Origin of the sequence: Streptomyces malaysiensis subsp. samsunensis (assembly GCF_024519315.1) — a bacterium.
Taxonomy (GTDB): domain Bacteria; phylum Actinomycetota; class Actinomycetes; order Streptomycetales; family Streptomycetaceae; genus Streptomyces; species Streptomyces malaysiensis.
Genome location: NZ_JANIIC010000055.1, coordinates 19,328 through 37,990, shown reverse-complemented (window position 1 = coordinate 37,990; position 18,663 = coordinate 19,328). Strand labels below are relative to the sequence as shown.

The 18,663-nt window shown below is 70.1% G+C and carries 18 protein-coding genes; 2 read left to right on the top strand and 16 right to left on the bottom strand.

Going from position 1 to position 18,663, the window contains the following annotated elements; all coding sequences use genetic code 11:
* Positions 1 to 62: 62 nt before the first annotated feature.
* The 10 genes from NQU54_RS35980 to NQU54_RS35935 all read right to left on the bottom strand — a co-directional run bounded on the left by NQU54_RS35980 (position 63) and on the right by NQU54_RS35935 (position 11,121).
* The gene (locus NQU54_RS35980; protein ID WP_257634682.1) at positions 63 to 1,061 is read right to left on the bottom strand and encodes a carbohydrate kinase family protein; all 999 of its coding nucleotides are present in this window, start codon (positions 1,059 to 1,061) and stop codon (positions 63 to 65) included.
* 46 nt (positions 1,062 to 1,107) lie between these two features.
* Entirely contained in the window at positions 1,108 to 2,019 is a 912-nt protein-coding gene (locus NQU54_RS35975; RefSeq protein ID WP_257634681.1) for a carbohydrate ABC transporter permease, read from the bottom strand.
* Positions 2,016 to 2,966: a carbohydrate ABC transporter permease gene (locus NQU54_RS35970; protein ID WP_257634680.1), complete on the bottom strand. Its 951-nt coding sequence runs from the start codon at positions 2,964 to 2,966 to the stop codon at positions 2,016 to 2,018. Before NQU54_RS35970 ends, NQU54_RS35975 begins: the two co-directional genes overlap by 4 nt.
* A 10-nt stretch (positions 2,967 to 2,976) precedes the next feature.
* On the bottom strand, positions 2,977 to 4,293 hold the full coding sequence (locus NQU54_RS35965) for an ABC transporter substrate-binding protein (protein WP_257634679.1): 1,317 nt from the start codon (positions 4,291 to 4,293) through the stop codon (positions 2,977 to 2,979).
* A gap of 15 nt (positions 4,294 to 4,308) precedes the next feature.
* On the bottom strand, positions 4,309 to 5,145 hold the full coding sequence (locus NQU54_RS35960) for an endo alpha-1,4 polygalactosaminidase (protein WP_257634678.1): 837 nt from the start codon (positions 5,143 to 5,145) through the stop codon (positions 4,309 to 4,311).
* A 313-nt stretch (positions 5,146 to 5,458) separates the two neighbouring features.
* Positions 5,459 to 6,070, bottom strand: coding sequence for a DUF742 domain-containing protein (locus tag NQU54_RS35955; RefSeq protein WP_257634677.1), 612 nt, complete (start codon positions 6,068 to 6,070; stop codon positions 5,459 to 5,461).
* 16 nt (positions 6,071 to 6,086) lie between these two features.
* The gene (locus NQU54_RS35950) at positions 6,087 to 6,536 is read right to left on the bottom strand and encodes a roadblock/LC7 domain-containing protein (RefSeq protein ID WP_069867416.1); all 450 of its coding nucleotides are present in this window, start codon (positions 6,534 to 6,536) and stop codon (positions 6,087 to 6,089) included.
* Between the two features lie 30 nt (positions 6,537 to 6,566).
* Positions 6,567 to 9,437 (bottom strand): nitrate- and nitrite sensing domain-containing protein, encoded by a 2,871-nt coding sequence (locus tag NQU54_RS35945; protein WP_257634676.1) that lies wholly within the window; start codon positions 9,435 to 9,437, stop codon positions 6,567 to 6,569.
* Positions 9,438 to 9,581: 144 nt separating this feature from the next.
* Complete coding sequence (locus NQU54_RS35940) at positions 9,582 to 9,728, bottom strand: MFS transporter small subunit (RefSeq protein ID WP_158525951.1); 147 nt, start codon at positions 9,726 to 9,728, stop codon at positions 9,582 to 9,584.
* A 4-nt stretch (positions 9,729 to 9,732) separates the two neighbouring features.
* Positions 9,733 to 11,121: an L-lactate MFS transporter gene (locus NQU54_RS35935; RefSeq protein WP_257634675.1), complete on the bottom strand. Its 1,389-nt coding sequence runs from the start codon at positions 11,119 to 11,121 to the stop codon at positions 9,733 to 9,735.
* Positions 11,122 to 11,659: 538 nt separating this feature from the next.
* Here NQU54_RS35935 and NQU54_RS35930 point away from each other — a divergent pair.
* Both NQU54_RS35930 and NQU54_RS35925 read left to right on the top strand, forming a co-directional pair.
* Complete coding sequence (locus NQU54_RS35930; RefSeq protein ID WP_079259763.1) at positions 11,660 to 12,055, top strand: DUF485 domain-containing protein; 396 nt, start codon at positions 11,660 to 11,662, stop codon at positions 12,053 to 12,055.
* A complete protein-coding gene (locus tag NQU54_RS35925; RefSeq protein ID WP_069867420.1) occupies positions 12,052 to 13,647 on the top strand; it encodes a monocarboxylic acid transporter in 1,596 nt (531 codons plus the stop codon). Before NQU54_RS35930 ends, NQU54_RS35925 begins: the two co-directional genes overlap by 4 nt.
* A gap of 40 nt (positions 13,648 to 13,687) precedes the next feature.
* On the opposite strand, the gene NQU54_RS35920 is transcribed toward NQU54_RS35925, so the two are convergent.
* The 6 genes from NQU54_RS35920 to NQU54_RS35895 form a co-directional block, all read right to left on the bottom strand.
* On the bottom strand, positions 13,688 to 14,224 hold the full coding sequence (locus NQU54_RS35920; protein ID WP_372506156.1) for a hypothetical protein: 537 nt from the start codon (positions 14,222 to 14,224) through the stop codon (positions 13,688 to 13,690).
* Positions 14,208 to 14,699 carry an RNA polymerase sigma factor gene (locus tag NQU54_RS35915; protein ID WP_069867421.1) on the bottom strand — a complete coding sequence of 164 codons (492 nt, stop codon included), beginning with the start codon at positions 14,697 to 14,699 and terminating at the stop codon, positions 14,208 to 14,210. The genes NQU54_RS35920 and NQU54_RS35915 overlap by 17 nt, the downstream gene beginning before the upstream one ends.
* Before the next feature lie 85 nt (positions 14,700 to 14,784).
* Entirely contained in the window at positions 14,785 to 15,399 is a 615-nt protein-coding gene (locus NQU54_RS35910; protein ID WP_257634674.1) for a class F sortase, read from the bottom strand.
* A complete protein-coding gene (locus NQU54_RS35905) occupies positions 15,396 to 15,770 on the bottom strand; it encodes a Tat pathway signal sequence domain protein (protein ID WP_257634673.1) in 375 nt (124 codons plus the stop codon). The genes NQU54_RS35910 and NQU54_RS35905 overlap by 4 nt, the downstream gene beginning before the upstream one ends.
* 187 nt (positions 15,771 to 15,957) lie before the next feature.
* On the bottom strand, positions 15,958 to 18,171 hold the full coding sequence (gene katG, locus NQU54_RS35900) for a catalase/peroxidase HPI (RefSeq protein WP_257634672.1): 2,214 nt from the start codon (positions 18,169 to 18,171) through the stop codon (positions 15,958 to 15,960).
* A gap of 33 nt (positions 18,172 to 18,204) precedes the next feature.
* Positions 18,205 to 18,645, bottom strand: coding sequence for a Fur family transcriptional regulator (locus NQU54_RS35895; protein WP_257634671.1), 441 nt, complete (start codon positions 18,643 to 18,645; stop codon positions 18,205 to 18,207).
* Positions 18,646 to 18,663 lie beyond the last annotated feature (18 nt).

Here is an 18,663-nt window from a genome sequence, read left to right as displayed (position 1 = left end):
TCCGTTGGCGGTGAGGTGGGTGAGGGCCTGTGTCATATCCCCGGTCGGATCAGCGTGCGGCGTCAGGGGGCACCTCCCGGCGGTAGCTGGGGGAGCGTGCCAGGCGTCGCACGCCCGGCCGGGGATATGACACAGGCCCTAAGGGCTTCGTCCCAGGTGGGCTGGGCGGTGGTGCCGCCCGCGGCGCGGGTCGACAGCGCACCGCAGGCGGCGGCGAGGTCGAGCGCCTCGGCGATGGGCCGGTCCGCCAGCCGTGCGGCGAGGAAGCCCGCGTTGAAACTGTCGCCCGCGCCGACGGCGTCCACGGGTGTCACCCGGACTCCGGCGGTGGTGAGCAGGGTCCGGCCGTCGTGGCACAGGGCGCCGTCCGCCCCGTTCTTGACGGCCACCAGCGGGACCCGGTGCGCGAGGAGTTCGGCGGCGGCCGCGACGGATGTGCCGTCGGTACCGGCCAGCCGGTGTGCCTCGGCGGCGTTGGGCAGCAGGAGGTCGGTGTCGGCGAGGACGGGCGCCAGCGCCGTACGGTCCCATCGGCCCGAGGGGTCGTCGTTGGTGTCGAGCGAGGTGGTGGCGCCGGCCGCGCGGGCGGTGGAGAAGAGGCCCGGCAGATCGGCGGCGAGCCGCGGCATGAGGAAGAAGGACGCGGCGTGGATGTGCCGGGCCGAGGTCAGCAGGTGTGGGGGCACATCGCGCCCCGAGGTGGCGGCGAGGGTGCCCGGCGAGGTGAGGATGGCCCGGTCCTCGCCGCGGGTGACGATGACCGTGAGCGGTGTCGGCAGGCTCTTGTCCAGGTGCAGCGCGCCGACGTCGACGCCGTGTGCCGCGAGCCGGTCGCGCATGTAGTGTCCGGCGCCGTCGTCCCCGACACGTCCGGCGAACGCCACGCGCAGCCCCAGCCGGGCGGCGCCGCACGCGGTGATCGCGGCGGATCCGCCGAGGGTGAGCGCGCCGCTGTCGATGAGCTGTTCGCGCTGGCCGAAGGCGAGTGGGGAGTCGAGCGGTCCGACGATGACGTCCGGGTTGGCGTCCCCGATGACGAGCAGGTCGAAGGTGGGCGGCATACGGGTTCCTGAGGGGTGAGGGAGGAGGGGCGGTGCCGGGCCGTGATCAGCCCTTGAGCCCGGTGGAGGTGATGGACCGGACGAAGGTCTTCTGGGCCGCGAGGAAGGCGAGCAGCACCGGCAGGACGGTGATCACGTTGCCCGCCATCACGGCCGACCACTGGGTGTGGTGCTGCCCCCGGAAGGTGGTCAGGCCCAGCTGGAGGGTGTAGTTGGCGTCGTGGTTCAGGGCGATGAGCGGCCACGACAGATCGTTCCAGGTGGTCAGGAAGGTGAGGACGGCGACGGTGCTCAGCGCGGGGCGGGAGAGCGGAACGACGATCTGGAACAGCACCCGCAGCCGTGAACATCCGTCGATCCAGGCGGCCTCCTCCAGCTCCCTGGGCAGGGAGAGGAAGAACTGCCGCAGCAGGAACACCGCGAACGGCGTCACCAGCGACGGCACGATCAGCGCCCCGAGGGTGTCGATGAGCCCCAGCCTCCGCATCACCAGGAAGGTCGGGATCATCGTCAGCTGGAACGGGATGGCCATGGTGGCCAGCATCAGCACCAGCAGCACCCGGGACCCGCCGAACCGCATCCGGGCGAAGGCGTATCCGCCCAGCGTCCCCAGCAGCAGGTTGGAGACGACCGCGACGGCCGAGACGATCAGGGAGTTGGCGAACCAGCGCGGGAACATCGCGTTGCCGAGCACGTACCGGTAGCCGTCCAGGTGGATCCCGGAGGGCCACAGCGCCGGCGGGAACCGGTTGATCTCCGCGTCGCTCATCACCGAGCTGAGCGCCAGCCAGATCAGCGGTACGGCGAAGAGCAGCGCCAGTGGCGCGAGCAGCAGATGCCATGGGTTGAAGGGCAGCCGGAGCCGGCGCCGTGGGCGGGCCACGGGCTCCCCGGTGGTCCGGCCGACCGGCCGGAGCCGCTCGGTGGCTCTCCCGGGGAGGTGGGACAGGTCCGTCATGATGGGGCTCCCTCGAGGCGGCGGTCGTCGCGGCGCCGGACCAGCCGCAGCACGGCGGCGACCACGAGCAGGGCGACGCCGAGGACGTAGGCCGCCGCGGCCCCGTAGCCGGCGGTGAAGTTCCGGAACGCCTGCTCCCAGACGAAGTAGACGATCACGGTGGTGGATCCGAGCGGACCGCCCTTCGTCGTCACATACACCAGGTCGAAGACCTGGAGGGCGCTGATCGTCTGCCACAGCAGCAGGAACACGCTGACCGGCGCGATCGTGGGCAGGGTGACATGGCGCAGCACATGACGGCGTTCCGCGCCGTCCAGGGTGGCGGCCTCGGTGAGCTCCTGGGGGACGTCCTGGAGGGCCGCGAGGTAGATCACCGCACAGAAGCCGGTGCCGCTCCACAGCGAGATGGCCACCAGGACCAGCAGAGCCTGGCCCGGATCGGACAGAAACCCCTGAGGGGAGACTCCGAGGCGGTGCAGCAGCGAGTTGGCCGCGCCGAACTCGGGGTCGAGGATGAAGGAGAACAACACGCCCTGGGCGGCGGCCGACACCACGAACGGCACGAAGAGCAGGGTGCGGTACAGCCCGGCGAACCGGATGCGGCGGTTGAGGACCAGCGCGAGCAGCAGCCCCAGACCGATGCTCAGCGGCACATACAGCGCCGTGTACTCCAGTGTGTTGCGCACGGCCTGGGCGAACTGCGGATCGTCGGCCAGCTGGCGGTAGTTGTCCCAGCCCACCCAGACGCTGGGGGTGAGGAGATCGCTGTACTGGAACGACAGCAGCAGGGACCACAGGACGGGGATGACGCTCAGGCCCAGGATGACCAGGACGGAGGGCAGGACGAACGCCCAGGCCGTGGCGGCCTCCCGGCGGCCACGGCGGCGCGCCGGACCGGCCGGTGTGCGCGGTGCGGGACGGGTGATGGGGGTGGGCAGACGGGACATATGAGGCTCCTCAACGCACCTTGGCCATGGCGGCGTTGGCCTCGTCCGCGCATCGCCGCAGCGCCTTCGCCGGGGTGCTCTTCCCGAGCAGGACGGCGGTGATGGCCTCGCCGAACGGGATCGAGATCTTGGGGTAGGCCCGGTCGACGGGCCGTACCCGGGCGGTCTCCAGCGCCTCGGTGAACACCGGCAGTCCGGGCACCTCCGCCGCGTACTTCCGCCACCGTGGACCGCGCTCGGCCGGCCGGCTCTGCGGCAGGCTGCCCGCCTCGGTGTCCCACAGATACGCCTGGTCGGGCTCCATGAGCCAGCCGACGAAGGTGCGGGCGGCCGTCAGCCGCGCCGAGCCGTTGTCGAACACGCTCCAGGTGTCGGGGCCGGAGATGGTCACCGACGTGCCGTGGAAGCTGGGCAGCGGTACGACCTGGTAGTCGATCTTCGCCTGGCGGATGTCGGGCAGCTGCCAGGGGCCGGTCGCGACCATCCCCACCCGGCCGGAGGCGAACGCCTGGTACATCTGCTCGCCGCCGGGTTTGGGATCGACGTAGACACTTCTGTCCCTGGCGAGCTCCGCGAGCACATCGAGGGCCCGGACGCCGGGTTCGCCCGCGAATCCGATCTCCCGCTTGCCCTCGGCGATGACCTCTCCGCCCAGATCCCAGATCATGGGCCACATGCGCCACACCGTGTCCTCGTCGCCCGCGGCGGGCCAGCCGGTGCCGAAGGTGCCCCTGCCGCGGTCGGTCAGCTTCCTGGCCGTCTCGATGAAGTCCGGCCAGGTCCAGCCGGGTCCGGGCAGTTCGAGACCGGCCCGGTGGAAGAGGGTCTTGTTGCACACCACGGCGAGCGAGTCCAGCACCGCGGGCACCGCGCGGACCGCACCGTCCACCGTGACCCCCTCCCGGGCGGCGGGCCAGTACTGCTTCCAGGGCACCTGCCCGGAGTCCACGACCGTCGTCAGATCCGCCAGCTGGGGGCTTCTCGCGACATTGGCCAGATCGGAGCCGAAGATATAGGCGACATCGGGCGGGGATCCGGCGACGAGACCGGCCATCACCTTCTGCAACATGTCGTCCGCCAGCACTCCCCCGCCCAGGTCGATGCGTATCGAGGGGTGGCTCCGGTGGAAGTCGGCCACCAGCCGTTTGACCGCTTTCAGGGCGGTGCTGGTCTGCCCGTGCCACACCTCGATGTGGACCACTCCATGGGAATCCACCCCCAGGCCCGTCCCGCATCCCGCCATGGCGCCGGTGAGCGCCAGCGCACCGCCGCCGCGCAGCACTCCGCGCCGGGAAGGGCCGCCGCGCATGCGATGGACCTCGTCCATGTCCGCCTCCGGAGGTCAGCAGGTCTTGCGGAGGTATCCGCCGTGGCCCTCGGGGACGACATCGCGATCACGCTGTACGACGCTCACCCGGTCGCCGTACCGGCAGGCGTTCGCCATACCGGCGGCGGTGTACTCGATGAAGATGGCGTGGTCCCCGAACGCGGAGAGGTACTGGGAGCACTCGTTCCACTCGGGGTCGCCGCACTCCTCCGCGATGGCGAAGTCGAGACCGTTGGCGGCGTGGTTCGGGGCCAGTTCCACGGTGTTCTTCTGGCCGACGGCCAGGCCCTTGCCGTGGCCGTAGGAGGAGAGGATCCGCATATAGGTCTGGGCGTGCGAGTCGGTGATCGCGCCCTTGACGACATCCCGGGTGTAGGTGTCGAAGTTGTCGAGCTCCAGGGCGTTGAAGCCCTTGGCGGCGCATTCGTCGATCTGGGCCTCGATCTTGTGCGCGATGCTCTGCCGCTTGGCGTCGGTGGTGATGTCCAGGATCGCCTCGTCCCAGTCCGGGTCGATGACGACCTCGCCGTCGCCGTCCTTCAGCAGCAGGTCCCGGTCCCAGTCGTCCGGGCCGCCCGGGTCGCCGATCCGCTGGGTCTGGAAGGCGTTGACGTAACAGATGTTGTACAGGCCGGGAGCCGGGGAGGCGCTGTGGTCACGGCTGACCACCCCCACTCCGCTCGGCGGGGTGTACGCCCCGCCGATCTGGTAGTCGAAGCCCGCGTGGACCGGGGGAAGGGCGACCGAGGCGGCCGAGGCGGGGGCGGGGGCGAGAACACCGGCCGCGGCGGCCGAGGCGCAGGCCACGGCGGTGCCCACAGTGGTACGGATGCGCGAACGGTTCAGGCTCATCGCAGAGCTCCATGATCCGGGGGCACGGCCCCGCCTCGGTCACGGACGGCGACCTGGCGACTCGGGCCGGACTCGCGGTGGCACCGCATACCGGCTGGGCGTACCTCTGCCGCCGAAAACTCCACATCGGCGTGCCAGGGAGTAAACCGATCAGACCGAGCCACGTCAAGAGCTTGAAACTGCTCAGTGTCGGCTTGGAACGCGCACAAGCAATCAGCGCGCCGGGATATCACGGCGGACATCACACACGAAGACGGACATAAAGGCGCGCGAGGACCTGTTCGATCCTCGCGCGCCGAACCGCAGACAGCCCCTAGATCCGCCGAAGCCCCACCAACACCCGCTCCATCAGGGAGACGTCCGGTGTTTCGCCGTCCGCGGAGGCCGTGCGGTGGACGGTGATCAGCCCGCGCTCCGCCATGTCGCCGAGCAGGACCTTGGCCACGCCCAGCGGCACCGAGAGCATGGCCGCCACCTCCGCCACCGACCTCGGCTCCTGGCACAGCGCGATCACCGGGCGGTGGTCCGCCTGAAGGGTGGCGGTGGAGCGGTGGCCCAGATCGGTGGTGGTGACCAGGGTCTCCACCTCGAAGTGATGGTCGGACCTGGTCCGGCCGCCGGTCCAGGAGTAGGCGCGCACCAGCGAGGCCGGGCCCTGGCTCTCGTCGTGCTCGGACTCCCAGACGGCCGGCTGGTCGGGGTCCGACGACGCCCCCGGGAAGGCTCCCGTGGGGTCGTCGGGCCCGGCGTCCGCGGCCTCACGGCGAGACCGGGGCTCCTGCTTCCCGTCGGATCGAGGCGTCTTCCGCCCGCGTCGGCCTTTGCCGAAGCTGAAGGCGTTGAGCACGTCGGCGAAGGTCTGTTCGTCCTCCGCCCCCTGTTCTCTCCCAGGTCCCTGCCCGGAAGGGCCTTCACCGGTGCTCATGATCTCCCCGTTCGGCCTATTGGGCTGCTGTCCGCTTCACGGCTTGCAGGTTCAATTCCTGCAATTCGGCGCGGAGTTCCGGGGTCAGCATCTCGCCGACCTGGTCGACCAGTACGGTCATCTCGTATGCCACCTGGCCGATCTCGCAGTCCGGCGCCGCCAGTACCACGAGGCACGAGCCGTCCTTGATCGACATCAGCAGCATGTTTCCATGCTCCATCTGGACCACGGACGAGCGCACATCACCGGTTTCCAGGCACTGGGCGGCGCCCTGGATGAGGCTGACGGCCCCCGCCGCAATGGTGGCCACCTGCTCGGCTCGATCCGCCGCCAGCCCGTCCGACGCGGTGAGCAACAATCCGTCGGCCGAGACCACCACGGCATGCGCCACATTGGGCACACGCTCGGTGAAGTTGGTGACCAGCCATCCGAACTGGCTCACCTCCCGCAGCTGGGGTGAGGTCATGGGTTCTTCCTGTCCATCTTCGCTGAGACCTTATGTCTCGTCGCGTCCGTCGGGCTGAGCCCGGCGGATGCCCGACTGGTAATTGCTGAGGAACGTATGGGTGCGCCCGGCGTTGCGCCGCGCGCTCTCCTCGTCTCCGGTGGCACGCGGCGTGGGCCGGTCTCCGGTGGCACGGGGCTTGTCCTGGTCCGGGACCGGGCGCTGGCGCGGCATCCGCCGGGGCAGCCCGGCCGGGGTGGTTCCGCCCGCCTCCGCGACGCCCGGCCGGTCGTGGACGATCCGGCCCGGCTCCGCCACGGCGTCCGGCCCGCTCTCGTCCGGGGCTCTGGACGCGGCGGGGGCGGGGCGCCGGGGGGCCGGGGCCGCCGGGAGGTCCACCGGCCCGCGGCCGTCCGGCCGCTCCTCGCCGGGAGGGCCTTGCGGTGTGTGCTCGGACGCGGCCGAGGCGAACCATGGCGAGGGGGCGTCGTCCTGGGCGGGCGGACGCGAACGCTGGGGTGGCACCGTGGGCTGCCCCGGCGGCCGTTGGGCACGGCGGTCCGCGGGGGCCGCGCCGTTGCCTGACCCGGCACCGGTCCTCTCGGGTGCGCCCTCGCCGACCGGTGCGCCCTCGCCGACCGGGCCGGGATGGCCGGCCTTGGCGGGGTGGCCCGTCCTGCCGGGAGGTGTCCTGCGCGGCAGTCCGCCGCCGTCCTGCTGGGGATCGGCGAACGCCCGCGGACGGGTCGGCAGGGAGCGGCCCGTATGTCCGGAAGCGGCCGGGGAGTCACCGGCGCGTAGCGAGCGGGCGGCGTCGGGCGTGCGGCGCGGCAGGGGTGCCGCGGTGACGCCGCCGACCTCCCGGTGCGCCCGCGCCGGCTCGGCGGTCCTGGCGGAGGCCCGCCGGACGGGCAGTGCGGACTCCCGGCCGCCGGTGAGGGCGGGCCTGTCCCCGAGCATCAGCTTGGCCGGTACCAGCACACCCGCCCGCAGTCCGCCACCGGTGTCCCGCTCCGAGATCAGCTCCACGCCGAGGCCGTGGCGACGGGCCAGCCGGCCGACGACGGTCAGACCCATCTGCCGGGACGTCGGTACCTCCACGGATGCGTCCCCCGCTACGCGACGATGAGCCTTGGCCAGTTCGGCGCCGCTCATCCCGAATCCCTCGTCGCGGACCTCGATCAGTGCGGAACCGTCAAGCCGTAGTGTATTGCTGATGATCACCTGGGTCTCCGGCGGGGAGAACGCGGTGGCATTGTCGAGCAGCTCAGCGATCATTCGCGCCAGGTCACCGGCAGCGTACCCGATCACTTCGGCCTCGGGAACGGGCTGCACCACCACCCTCCGGTAGTGCTCGATCTCGGAGACCGCGGCCCGCAGCACACTGTCGAGCGGCACGCGTTGCTCGGAGGGGCGGACCGGGGTGCTGCCGCACAGCACCATCAGGTTCTCGTTGTTGCGCCGCATCCGGGTCGCCAGGTGGTCCAGCTTGAAGAGGCTGGCCAGCTGGTCCGGGTCCTCTTCATGCGATTCGAGCTGCTCCATCAGGCGCAGCAGCCGGTCCACCAGGCTCTGGCTGCGCCGGGAGAGGTTGACCAGGGTGTCCCGCAGGTCGCCGCGGAGCGCGGCCTGCTCGGCGGCCAGACGTACGGCCTGGCCGTGCACCGCGTCGAACGCCCGCGCCAGCTGCCCGAACTCCTCGGTGGTGTGGACCGGCACGGCGCTGATCGACGTACTCGACACCTCGCCCTCGCGGATGCTCGACACCGCCTCCGGGAGCCGCCGTTCGGCCACGTCGAGCGCGGTGGAGCGCAGTACGGTCAGCGACCGCAGCAGATGCCGGGCGATGGCGATCCCGATGGCGAGGGCCAGCAGGAGCACGGCGAAGAGCAGCACGGACTCCGCACCGGCCCGGTCGCTCGTCTCGTCCTGCAATTTGGCGGAGGTCACGCGGAGCCGGTCGGCGAGCCTCTTCTCCACCGTGTGGATCAGGGTTCCGGTCGCCTCCGAACTGCGGTTCCAGTCACGGACGGAGAACGGCGGCGCTGTGTCGGCGGCGTTCTGCCCGGCGCTCGGCGCTGCCGGCCGGGACATCACGGCATCGAGCAGCTCAGTGCGCCGTTCGACCTCCGGGCCGGTGACGGTGCGCTGGTAGGTGCGTTCGTCCGACGCGGCGGCCACGGCCCGGAAGTCACTGAGGTTGTCCCGCATCCGGATGTCGGACTCCACGAGCGCCCTGATGAGCTTGGGGTCCTCCAGCGTGCCCGGCTCGGGGGCCTCCGTGACGATCACATGCTGGAGGTGGACCTGCTCCTGGACCAGCTCCAGGTCGTACAGCGCGGTCGCCGGTCCGGACAGCTGGGGTTCACCGAACCGGCTGCCCAGTGCCTGGTCCAGGTCGAGCAGACTGTTGATGATCTTGCTGTACCGGGTCACCGCGGTCCACGAGCCGATGTCCTTGGACGTCACCTGCGCACGCAGCGCGGGCAACTGGTCCAGCAGCTTGAACGCGTCGCGGTAGCGGTTCGCCGTCACCCCTTGGAGCCCGTGGGCACGCTCCGTGGTGTGTGTGACGGCGGCCTGGGCGCGGTCCACGCGCTGGTTCTGCCGACGGAGCATGGCCGGATCGGCGGAGCCACCGCCGCGCAGCCGCTCGGCCGACATGGTCCGCTCCATCTGGAGATCGCCGATCAACGGCATCAGCCCATCGCGCAGCTTGACCAGCCGCTGTACGTCCGCGTACGTGTTGGCGCGCTGGACGTCGCGCTGGATCTGCACGACGCCCAGGGCGACGGCGAGCAGAGCGGGCACCACCAGAACGGCGCCCATCTTCACCGGCAGCCGCCAGTTCCGCCATTCCACGACGCCGGCCCACCACGACGGCGAGCGATCGCGCGCGGCCGCATGCCTGCCCGGGGTCATGAGGCGCCCTCCGCGCTCGGACCGGCTTGCCCACTGGGATGTATCACGATGCCGTTTCTCCTGGGATTTCCCCGGACGGGGAAAGTCGAACGCCCGGCAGGCGCCCCGGCACATCGCTGCGGCGATGCGCCGACGCGTCCGCCTTTACTCGAACAACTTGCTGCTTTTCTCGGCGAGTTGATAGAGGCCGTATAGAAACGGCACAGCCACCCACAGCCATGCCACGGCCATGACGACGGGAGAACCGCCCGCCTCGGCCGTGTTCGACGAGGGACTGTCTGCGTCGGCCACCGGTCTACCGCCTCTCTGCCGGAATGGGATCGGGGGTCTCCTCTGGGGACAACGGCTCCTCGCGGACCGCCGGCTCCGGTTCATGGAACTTCGGATTCACCGGGCGCACCAGCTCGTTCGCGATGAAGCCGATGATGAGCAGCCCCATCATGAGGGAGAACGAGAAGGTGTAGAGGGACGGGCCGGTGCGCCCGTCCCTCTGCGCGGCATCCGCGATGGAATCGACGATGAGCGGTCCGGCGACTCCGGCGATCGACCACGCGGTCAGCAGCCGGCCGTGGATCGCGCCGACCTGGTAGGTGCCGAACAGATCCTTGAGGTAGGCCGGCACGGTGGCGAATCCACCGCCGTAGAACGACAGGATCGCCATGGTCGAGGCGACGAACAGCGCGGTGCTGCTGTCCTTTTCGAGCATGAGGGTGAGGTAGAGCAGGGCGCCTGCGCCGAGGTACAGGCGGTAGATGTTCTTCCGGCCGACCACGTCGGAGACCGAGGACCATACGAAGCGACCGGCCATGTTGGCCAGGGACAGCAGCGCGACGAACCCGGTGGCGGCGCTCGCGCTCACCGGACTCGCCGTGTCGTGGAAGAAGTCCTGGATCATCGGGGCGGCCTTCTCCAGGACCCCGATACCAGCAGTAACGTTCATGCACAGGACGACCCAGAGCAACCAGAACTGCGGTGTCCGCACCGCGTTCCTGGCCGATACGTTCGCGGTGGTGACGAGCCTCTTCCCCGCGTCGTCGCGGGGCGTCCAGCCGGCCGGCCGCCAGCCCTCGGGCGGCACCCGCACCAGCACCACGCCCAGCGACATGAACACGGCGTAGGCCAGGCCGTGCACCAGGAACGTCCGGGCGATACCGCCGGTGTCACCGCCGAACGCCTCGAGCATCTCCGTCGACCAGGGAGAGGCGATCAGCGCGCCACCGCCGAAGCCCATGATGGCCGTACCGGTGGCCATGCCCGGCCGGTCCGGGAACCACTTCATCAAGGTGGACACCGGCGCGATGTACCCGATACCGAGGCCGACTCCGCCGATACCGCCGTACCCGAGAACGACCAGCCAGTAATTGCGCGTGGCGACGCCGAGCGCGGCGACCAGGAAGCCGGAGGAGAAGGTCACCAGCGACACGAACATGGCCCAGCGCGGCCCTTTTCTCTCGACCAGCGTTCCACCGAACGCGGCGGAGAGCCCCAGTACCAGGATGCCGATCTGGAAGGGGAGGGCACTGGCCGTTCCCGAGATGTCTAGGGAATCTTCCAGGGGTATCTTAAAGACGCTCCAGGCGTAGGCCTGACCGATGGAGAAGTGGATCGCAAGCGCCGCCGGCGGAATCAGCCAACGATTCCAGCCCGCCCCTGCGATGATGCGCGAGCGATCGAGGAAACCCACAGATCAACCTACCTCCGGCTTCTTGGGAGCACCCCCGCAGACTGCTTTCCTGGACCTATCCAAACATGCCGGGGGAGGGCGTGGCGAGGGCGGAGCTGCCGTCATATGCCAATGGCAGACTCACTGCACAGCGGCATGCTCAACCGCACTCACACTCGCGCACGATGGGCCGTGCTACCCGGGGTGAGGTTCTACCAGTGGCGACAGTTGGGACACAACGCCGCGCCCCGAAACGTCCTCGAGGCGCAACCCTGAGCGGGCGCCGCCAACCTGACACCACGTCAAAATGGACAACACGGGAAGGAGAGACAAAGTATTGATTCAGCGACCAGTCCCGCCATATTCGAAAGGGCACCGAAGCCGCACGCACAGCATGACATGCCGCCACGTGCGCCGCTGACGAGCCGGTGCGGGCGTTGACTGCATCCGGCGCCTTACTACACTTGCCGCGTCAGGGGCCCGCCGGTTGCCCCTCCCCTGCCGCCCGAGCGCGGGCGCCCCGAACCGACGTTCTCGTCAGAAAAACCCCGGAGAAACCATGAATAAATCGGTGCGACCACCCGCTTCCTTGCCATCAGAGCGGGCCACCGGAACGGGGTTCGCCGAGTACGTCGACGACACGGGTGAGCCCGACTTCGAGGCGATTCAGCAGAGCCCGGAGTTCAAACTTCTCCGCAAGCGGCTGCTCTGGTTCATCTTCCCCATGAGTGCCTTCTTCTTGTGCTGGTACATGACCTTCGTTCTCTTCTCGGCCTATGACCACGACTTCATGAGCCGCAAGCTGTTCGGAGCGGTCAACACCGGCACCGTTTTCGGCCTGCTCCAATTCATATCGACGATCACGATCGTCCTCACATACCGGCGCTTCGCACGCAAGAAACTTGATCCACAGGTGGACACGATCCACGAGCTGGCGGGGGTCGGCAAGGAATGACAGTGCAGATCGCAGCCCGCACGACCGGCAGCCCGATCATCAACCTGAGCGTATTCTTCGCTTTTGTCGTCATCACGCTGTTCGTCGTCTACAAGGCCACCAACCGGAACTCGACCACATCCGACTACTACGCCGCGGGCAGCGCCTTCACCGGCGTCCAGAACGGCATCGCGCTGTCCGGCGACTTCCTCTCCGCGGCCTCCTTCCTCGGCATTTCGGGAGCGATCGCCGTCCACGGCTACGACGGGTTCCTCTACTCCGTGGGATGGCTGGTGGCCTGGCTGGTCGCCCTTCTGCTGGTCGGCGAGCGGCTGCGCAACACCGGACGGTTCACGGTCGGCGATGTGATGGCCTTCCGTATGAAGCAGCGCCCGGTGCGCGCCGCGGCGGCCAACTCCACGCTGGTCATCACGTTCTTCTACATGCTCGCCCAAATGGCCGGCGCGGGCGGTCTGATCGCCCTGCTGCTCAATGTGCACAGCAAGAGCGGGCAGGCCCTCATCATCACCGGCGTCGGCCTCGTGATGGTCTTCTACGTCCTGGTGGGCGGCATGAAGGGCACCACCTGGGTGCAGATCATCAAAGCGGGCCTGCTGCTGATCTGCGTGACCTTCATGAGCGTGTTCCTCCTGGGCAAGTTCGGGTTCAGCTTCTCGGCGATCCTCGACCAGGCGGCGCAGAACAGCCCTCTGGGCGGGGATCTGCTCAACCCCGGTGGCTGGTACGGCGAGAACGCGATGGACCAGCTCGACTTCGTCTCGCTGGCCCTGTCGCTGGTCCTCGGCATCTCCAGCCTGCCGCATGTGCTGATGCGCTTCTACACCGTGCCCGACGCCAAGGAGGCCCGGCGTTCGGTGGTCTGGTGCTCATGGTCGATGTTCATCTTCTATCTGTCGATCCTGATCGTCGGATACGGCGCCACCGCCCTGGTCGGTTCGGACCGGATCGAGAGCGCCCCGGGCGGCGAGAATTCCGCGGCCCCGCTGCTCGCCTTCGAGATCGGCGGCGCGATGCTGCTGGGCATCGTCTCCGCGGTGGCCTTCGCGACGATCCTGGCGGTCGTGGCCGGGCTGACCCTGGCCGCCTCGGCGTCGTTCGCCCATGACGTGTACGCCAATGTGATCCGGCGCGGCAAGGCCGACCCGCGGTCGGAGATCCGGGTCGCGCGTCTGACGGCGCTGGTGATCGGTTTCCTGGCCATCCTCGGCGGCATCGTCACCAACGGCCAGAACGTGGCCTTCCTGGTGTCGCTGGCCCTGGCGCTCGCGGCGTCCGCCAATCTGCCGACGATTCTCTACACGCTGTTCTGGAAGCGTTTCAACACGACCGGGACGCTGTGGAGCATCTACGGCGGTCTGGTGTCCGGCCTGGTGCTCATCATCTTCTCACCGGCCATCTCGGGCAGTTCCACGTCGGTCATCAAGGGCGTGGACTTCCACTGGTTCCCCCTCACCAACCCCGGCCTGGTGTCGATTCCGCTCTCCTTCCTCTGCGGATTCCTCGGCACGATCTTCAGCAAGGAGCCCGCGGATCCCAAGAAGCAGGCGGAGATGGAAGTACGGTCGCTGACCGGCATCGGTTCGCAGGCGTAGCGGGACGGACCGGCCGTAAGGGGCCCCGCTGGGGGCCGCCTTACGGCCGACGCGTCTTTTCGGGGGCGGGGACGCCGTCCCCGCGGCGCTCCGACGGCACGGCCCGCGCCGGGGAGCTCGGGGCCACCGACCGTTGAATGGGGGCCGTCGCGCCGTCCTCGGGACGGGCGGTCTGGCGGGGCCCGCGGGTGCGGCGCTGACCTGGGGACTCGGACGGCGCCGACGGGCTGGGCGACACCGATGGACCGGTCGGTGCAGACGGGAGCCGGGGCGCCGTAGGCCCGGTCGTGGGCGGGGCCAGCGGGACCGTCGGGCGCGCGGGCGTCTCGGGTGCCGTCATGCGGAGCGGCAGGGCGATGAGCGCCGCCACGGCGCAGGAGACGCCGACCCCGGCCGCGGTGCGCAGCAGCTTGCGGCGGGCCGCGGCGCGGCGGATCGCCTCGTACCGGCCGGGGGGCGGGCCGAGGTGGTCGGAGGTGGGCCGCAGGATCACCGCGAGGGGGTCCTCGGGTGAGGGCTCCAGCCCGTCGTACTCCGGGCCGTCGTACTCCGGGCCGTCGTCAAATCGTGGAGTCAAGGCTTCTCCTCAGGTGGACGCGGAGCAGTTCCCGGGCCGCGTGGAGATCGGCCTTGACGGTTCCTTCCTTGCGCCCGGTCAGTACGGACACCTCCCGGATCGGCATGTCAGCGTAGTAGTGCAGCAGGATCGGAACGCGCAGCCGTTCCGGCAGCGACTGCACGAGCAGGCGCACCGAGGGGTCGGACTGTTCGGCATGGGGGCGGATGGCGGCTTCCGAGGTGGCGCGGCGCATGGCCCTGCGCTCGCGCTCCACCTTGCGCCAGTGGTCCCTAACGAGGTTGGCCGCGGTGACGTAGAGGAAGCCACGGGGCTCCTCCACGGCCGTCCAGCGGGCCCAGAGCCGGGTGAACGCCTCGGAGGCGATCTCGTGCGCCGTCTCGTCGTCGTCGACGAGACGGCGGCACCAGCCGGCGAGGCGCGGGTAGAGGGCGGCGAACAGCTCGGACGCTGCCCTGTCACGGGACCGTTTCAACGCGCTCCATGGTCGTGATGGCACTCGGAGGAAAGGATCCCGGGCCGCCGTCGATGGTTCCGCGAGCCCGGGATCCAGAGGTGGGTCAGGGGCCGGCGGAGGTCAGCGCGGCGAAGACGATCACGTTGTCGAGGTAGCCGTCGCCGGAGCGGGGGCCGCCACAGGTGATCAGCCGCAGCTCCGGACGGTCCACGTCACCGTAGACGTCGTCCGCCGGGAAGTCCGCCTTGGCCACCGTCCGTACGGCGGTGACGGCGAACTCCGCCGCCGTGCCGTTCTCCAGGCGCGCCACGACCCGGTCGCCCCGGCGCAGCCCCGTCAGATGACGGAAGACCCCGTCGCCGAAGGAGCCGACCGTGACATGGCCGAGGATGACCGCCGGGCCGACCTGCCCCGGTGTCGGCGAGTGCCGGTACCAGCCCGCGCGGTCGTGCGCGGTGACCGGGGGCACCTGCACCCGTCCGTCCGGTGCCAGCCCCAGCCGGATGACCGGGGTGTCGACGCCGATGGCCGGGATCAGCAGCCTGACCGGGACCGAACGCCCCAGGGGACGCGCCGCCTTCGCAGGGGAGGGCGAGGACGGTGGCCTCCCCCCGGTGCTCGGTGCGGCCGTGGTCCGCCCGGCGGGGTGGCCGCCGCAGCCGGCCAGCAGCGAGGCCGCAGCCGCGGCGGTGAAGGCGCGCCTGGAGAACGGGGTCATGCCCCGGTCGCCCGGCGGCGGACGACGAGGACCGCCGCACCGCCCGCGGCGAGCACCGCGGCGGCGCCCCCGCCGATCAGCGCGCCCTCGGACCCGGACCCGGATCCGGCGGACGTGGCGGTCACTCCGGTGTCCGGCGCGCCCTCCGGCACGACGGCGACCTGGCCGCGGTCCCGCTTCTGGGCCGGTTCCTCCCTCGGGACCGGGACGGCCCTGGCCGATCCGCGGGTCGGTTCCGCGCGTGGCGCCGGGGTGGCTTCGGCGGCGGGGGCGCTGGGGACCGGGGACGCCTCGTCGGCGAACGCGGGCGCGGTGCTCGCCAGTACGGCGGTGCACGCGAGGGTCATCGCGCTGAGAACAGTGCGGCGCATGGAATCGCTCTCTTTCGTCGGTCCGCCCGGTGGTCGGCGGGCTGAATTACGGATCGAGCTGAGAGACGAGGCAGCGCCGCGGCGCGTTGTAAAGAGATGGCAAAGCGTGTCCGCGGGCCCGGTGGGGCCCGGAACGGCGTCCAGGCCGGCCCTCGCGGACCGGCCTGGACGGTGTGTTCGGAACGGATCAGACGAGGTCGAACCGGTCCAGGTTCATGACCTTGACCCATGCCGCGACGAAGTCGTTCACGAACTTCTCCTTGGCGTCGTCGCTCGCGTAGACCTCCGCGAGGGCGCGCAGTTCGGAGTTGGAGCCGAAGACGAGGTCGGCGCGGGTGCCGGTCCACTTGACCGTGCCCGAGGAGTCACGGCCCTCGAAGGTGTTGTGGTCCTCGGAGGTGGACTTCCAGGTCGTGTCCAGGTCGAGCAGGTTGACGAAGAAGTCGTTGGTCAGCCTGCCCGGGGTCTCGGTGAGGACACCGTGCTTCGAACCGTTGTGGTTGGCGCCCAGGACGCGCAGGCCACCGACCAGGACGGTCGTCTCGGGGGCGCTGAGGGTGAGCAGGTTGGCCCGGTCCAGCAGCAGGTACTCGGCCGGCAGCCGGTGGCCCTTGCCGAGGTAGTTGCGGAACCCGTCGTACGTCGGCTCCAGCGCGGCGAACGACTCGGCGTCGGTGTGCTCCTCGGTCGCGTCCACACGGCCCGGGGAGAAGGCCACCTCGACGTCGAAGCCGGCGTCCTTGGCGGCCTTCTCCACGGCGGCGGAGCCGCCGAGGACGATCAGGTCGGCCAGGGAGACCTTCTTGGCGCCGGAGTTGAACTCGCCCTGGATGCCCTCGAGGGTCCGCAGGACCTGCGCGAGCTCGTCGGGGTTGTTGACCTCCCAGCCGCGCTGCGGCTCCAGGCGGATCCGGGCGCCGTTGGCGCCGCCGCGCTTGTCGCTGCCGCGGAAGGTGGCGGCCGAGGCCCATGCGGCGCCGACCAGCTGCGAGACGGTCAGACCGGAGTCGAGGATCTTGGCCTTGAGCGCCGTGACATCGGCGGCGTCGACGGCCTCGCCCTCGGCCCCGGGCAGCGGGTCCTGCCACAGCAGGGTCTCCTCCGGGACCTCCGGGCCGAGGTACAGCGACTTGGGGCCCATGTCGCGGTGGGTCAGCTTGTACCAGGCGCGGGCGAAGGCGTCCGCGAACTCCTCCGGGTTCTCGTAGAACCGGCGGGAGATCGGCTCGTAGATCGGGTCGAAGCGCAGCGACAGGTCGGTGGTGAGCATCGTCGGGCGCTGCTTCTTGTCCGCGTCGAAGGCGTCCGGGACGATCTCCGGGGCGTCCTTGGCCACCCACTGGTTGGCGCCGGCCGGGCTCTGGGTGAGCTCGTACTCGTACTCGAAGAGGTTCTTGAAGAACCCGTTGCTCCACTGGGTCGGGGTGGTGGTCCAGGTGACCTCGAGGCCACTGGTGATGGCGTCCTTGCCCACGCCCGTGCCGTGGCTGCTCTTCCAGCCCAGGCCCAGCTGCTCCATCGGGGCGGCCTCCGGGTCCGGGCCGACAGCGTCCGCGGGGCCGGCGCCGTGGGTCTTGCCGAAGGTGTGGCCACCGGCGATGAGGGCCACGGTCTCCTCGTCGTTCATCGCCATCCGGCGGAACGTCTCACGGATGTCGCGGGCCGCGGCGATCGGGTCCGGGTTGCCGTTGGGGCCCTCCGGGTTGACGTAGATCAGGCCCATCTGGACCGCGCCGAGCGGGTTCTCCAGCTCGCGGTCGCCGGTGTAGCGCTGGTCGTCGAGCCAGATGGTCTCCGGGCCCCAGTAGACGTCCTCCTCGGCCTCCCAGACGTCCTCACGGCCACCGCCGAAGCCGAAGGTCGTAAAGCCCATCTGCTCCAGGGCGACATTGCCGGTGAGGACCATGAGGTCGGCCCAGGAGATGCTCTGGCCGTACTTCTTCTTGACCGGCCACAGCAGCCGGCGGGCCTTGTCCAGGCTGGCGTTGTCCGGCCAGCTGTTGAGCGGGGCGAAGCGCTGCTGACCGGCACCGGCGCCGCCGCGGCCGTCGCTGATGCGGTAGGTCCCGGCGCTGTGCCAGGCCATACGGATCATCAGCGGGCCGTAGTTGCCGAAATCGGCAGGCCACCAGTCCTGCGAGGTGGTCAGCACCCCGGCGATGTCCTGCTTGACCGCCGCGAGGTCGAGCGCCTTGAACGCCTCGGCGTAGTCGAACCCCTCATTGAGCGGGTTCGCCACGGCGGGATTCTTGGCAAGGATCTTCAGATTGAGCCGATCCGGCCACCACTGACGGTTGCCGCCCCCCTGAGTCGGATGCGGAGCGCGGCCATGCGCGACCGGGCAGCCCCCCGCCTCCCCCGTCTTCGCGTCTACGACGATTGCCTCATGGTTCTCGGACATGGGAATCCTTCCAAGCTGGGCGGATCATGGTGCTCAGAAACTCGTGGTGGCGGTGGAACAGTGGGGGCACAGGCCCCAGTAGATGACCTCGGCCTCGTCGACGGAGAAGCCGCGGTCATCGGACGCGGTGAGGCAGGGCGCCTCACCGGCGGCGCAGTCGACATCGGCGACGGCACCACACGACCTGCACACGAGGTGGTGGTGGTTGTCCCCGACGCGTCCCTCGAACCGGACGGGGTGGCCGGCCGGTTCGATGCGGCGTACGAGCCCCGCGGCGGTCAGCGCGTGGAGGGCCTCGTACACGGCCTGGAGGGAGATATGGCCGACGCGATCGCGTACCCCGGAGGCGATCGCCTCGACGCCGAGGTGATCACCACCCCGGACGGTTTCGAGCAGCGCGACACGGGCGGCCGTCACCCGCAGGCCGACACCGCGCAGCTCCTCGGCAGTGGTCGGAGTCTGGGATGCGGTCATGGCGCCGAACCTACCCGC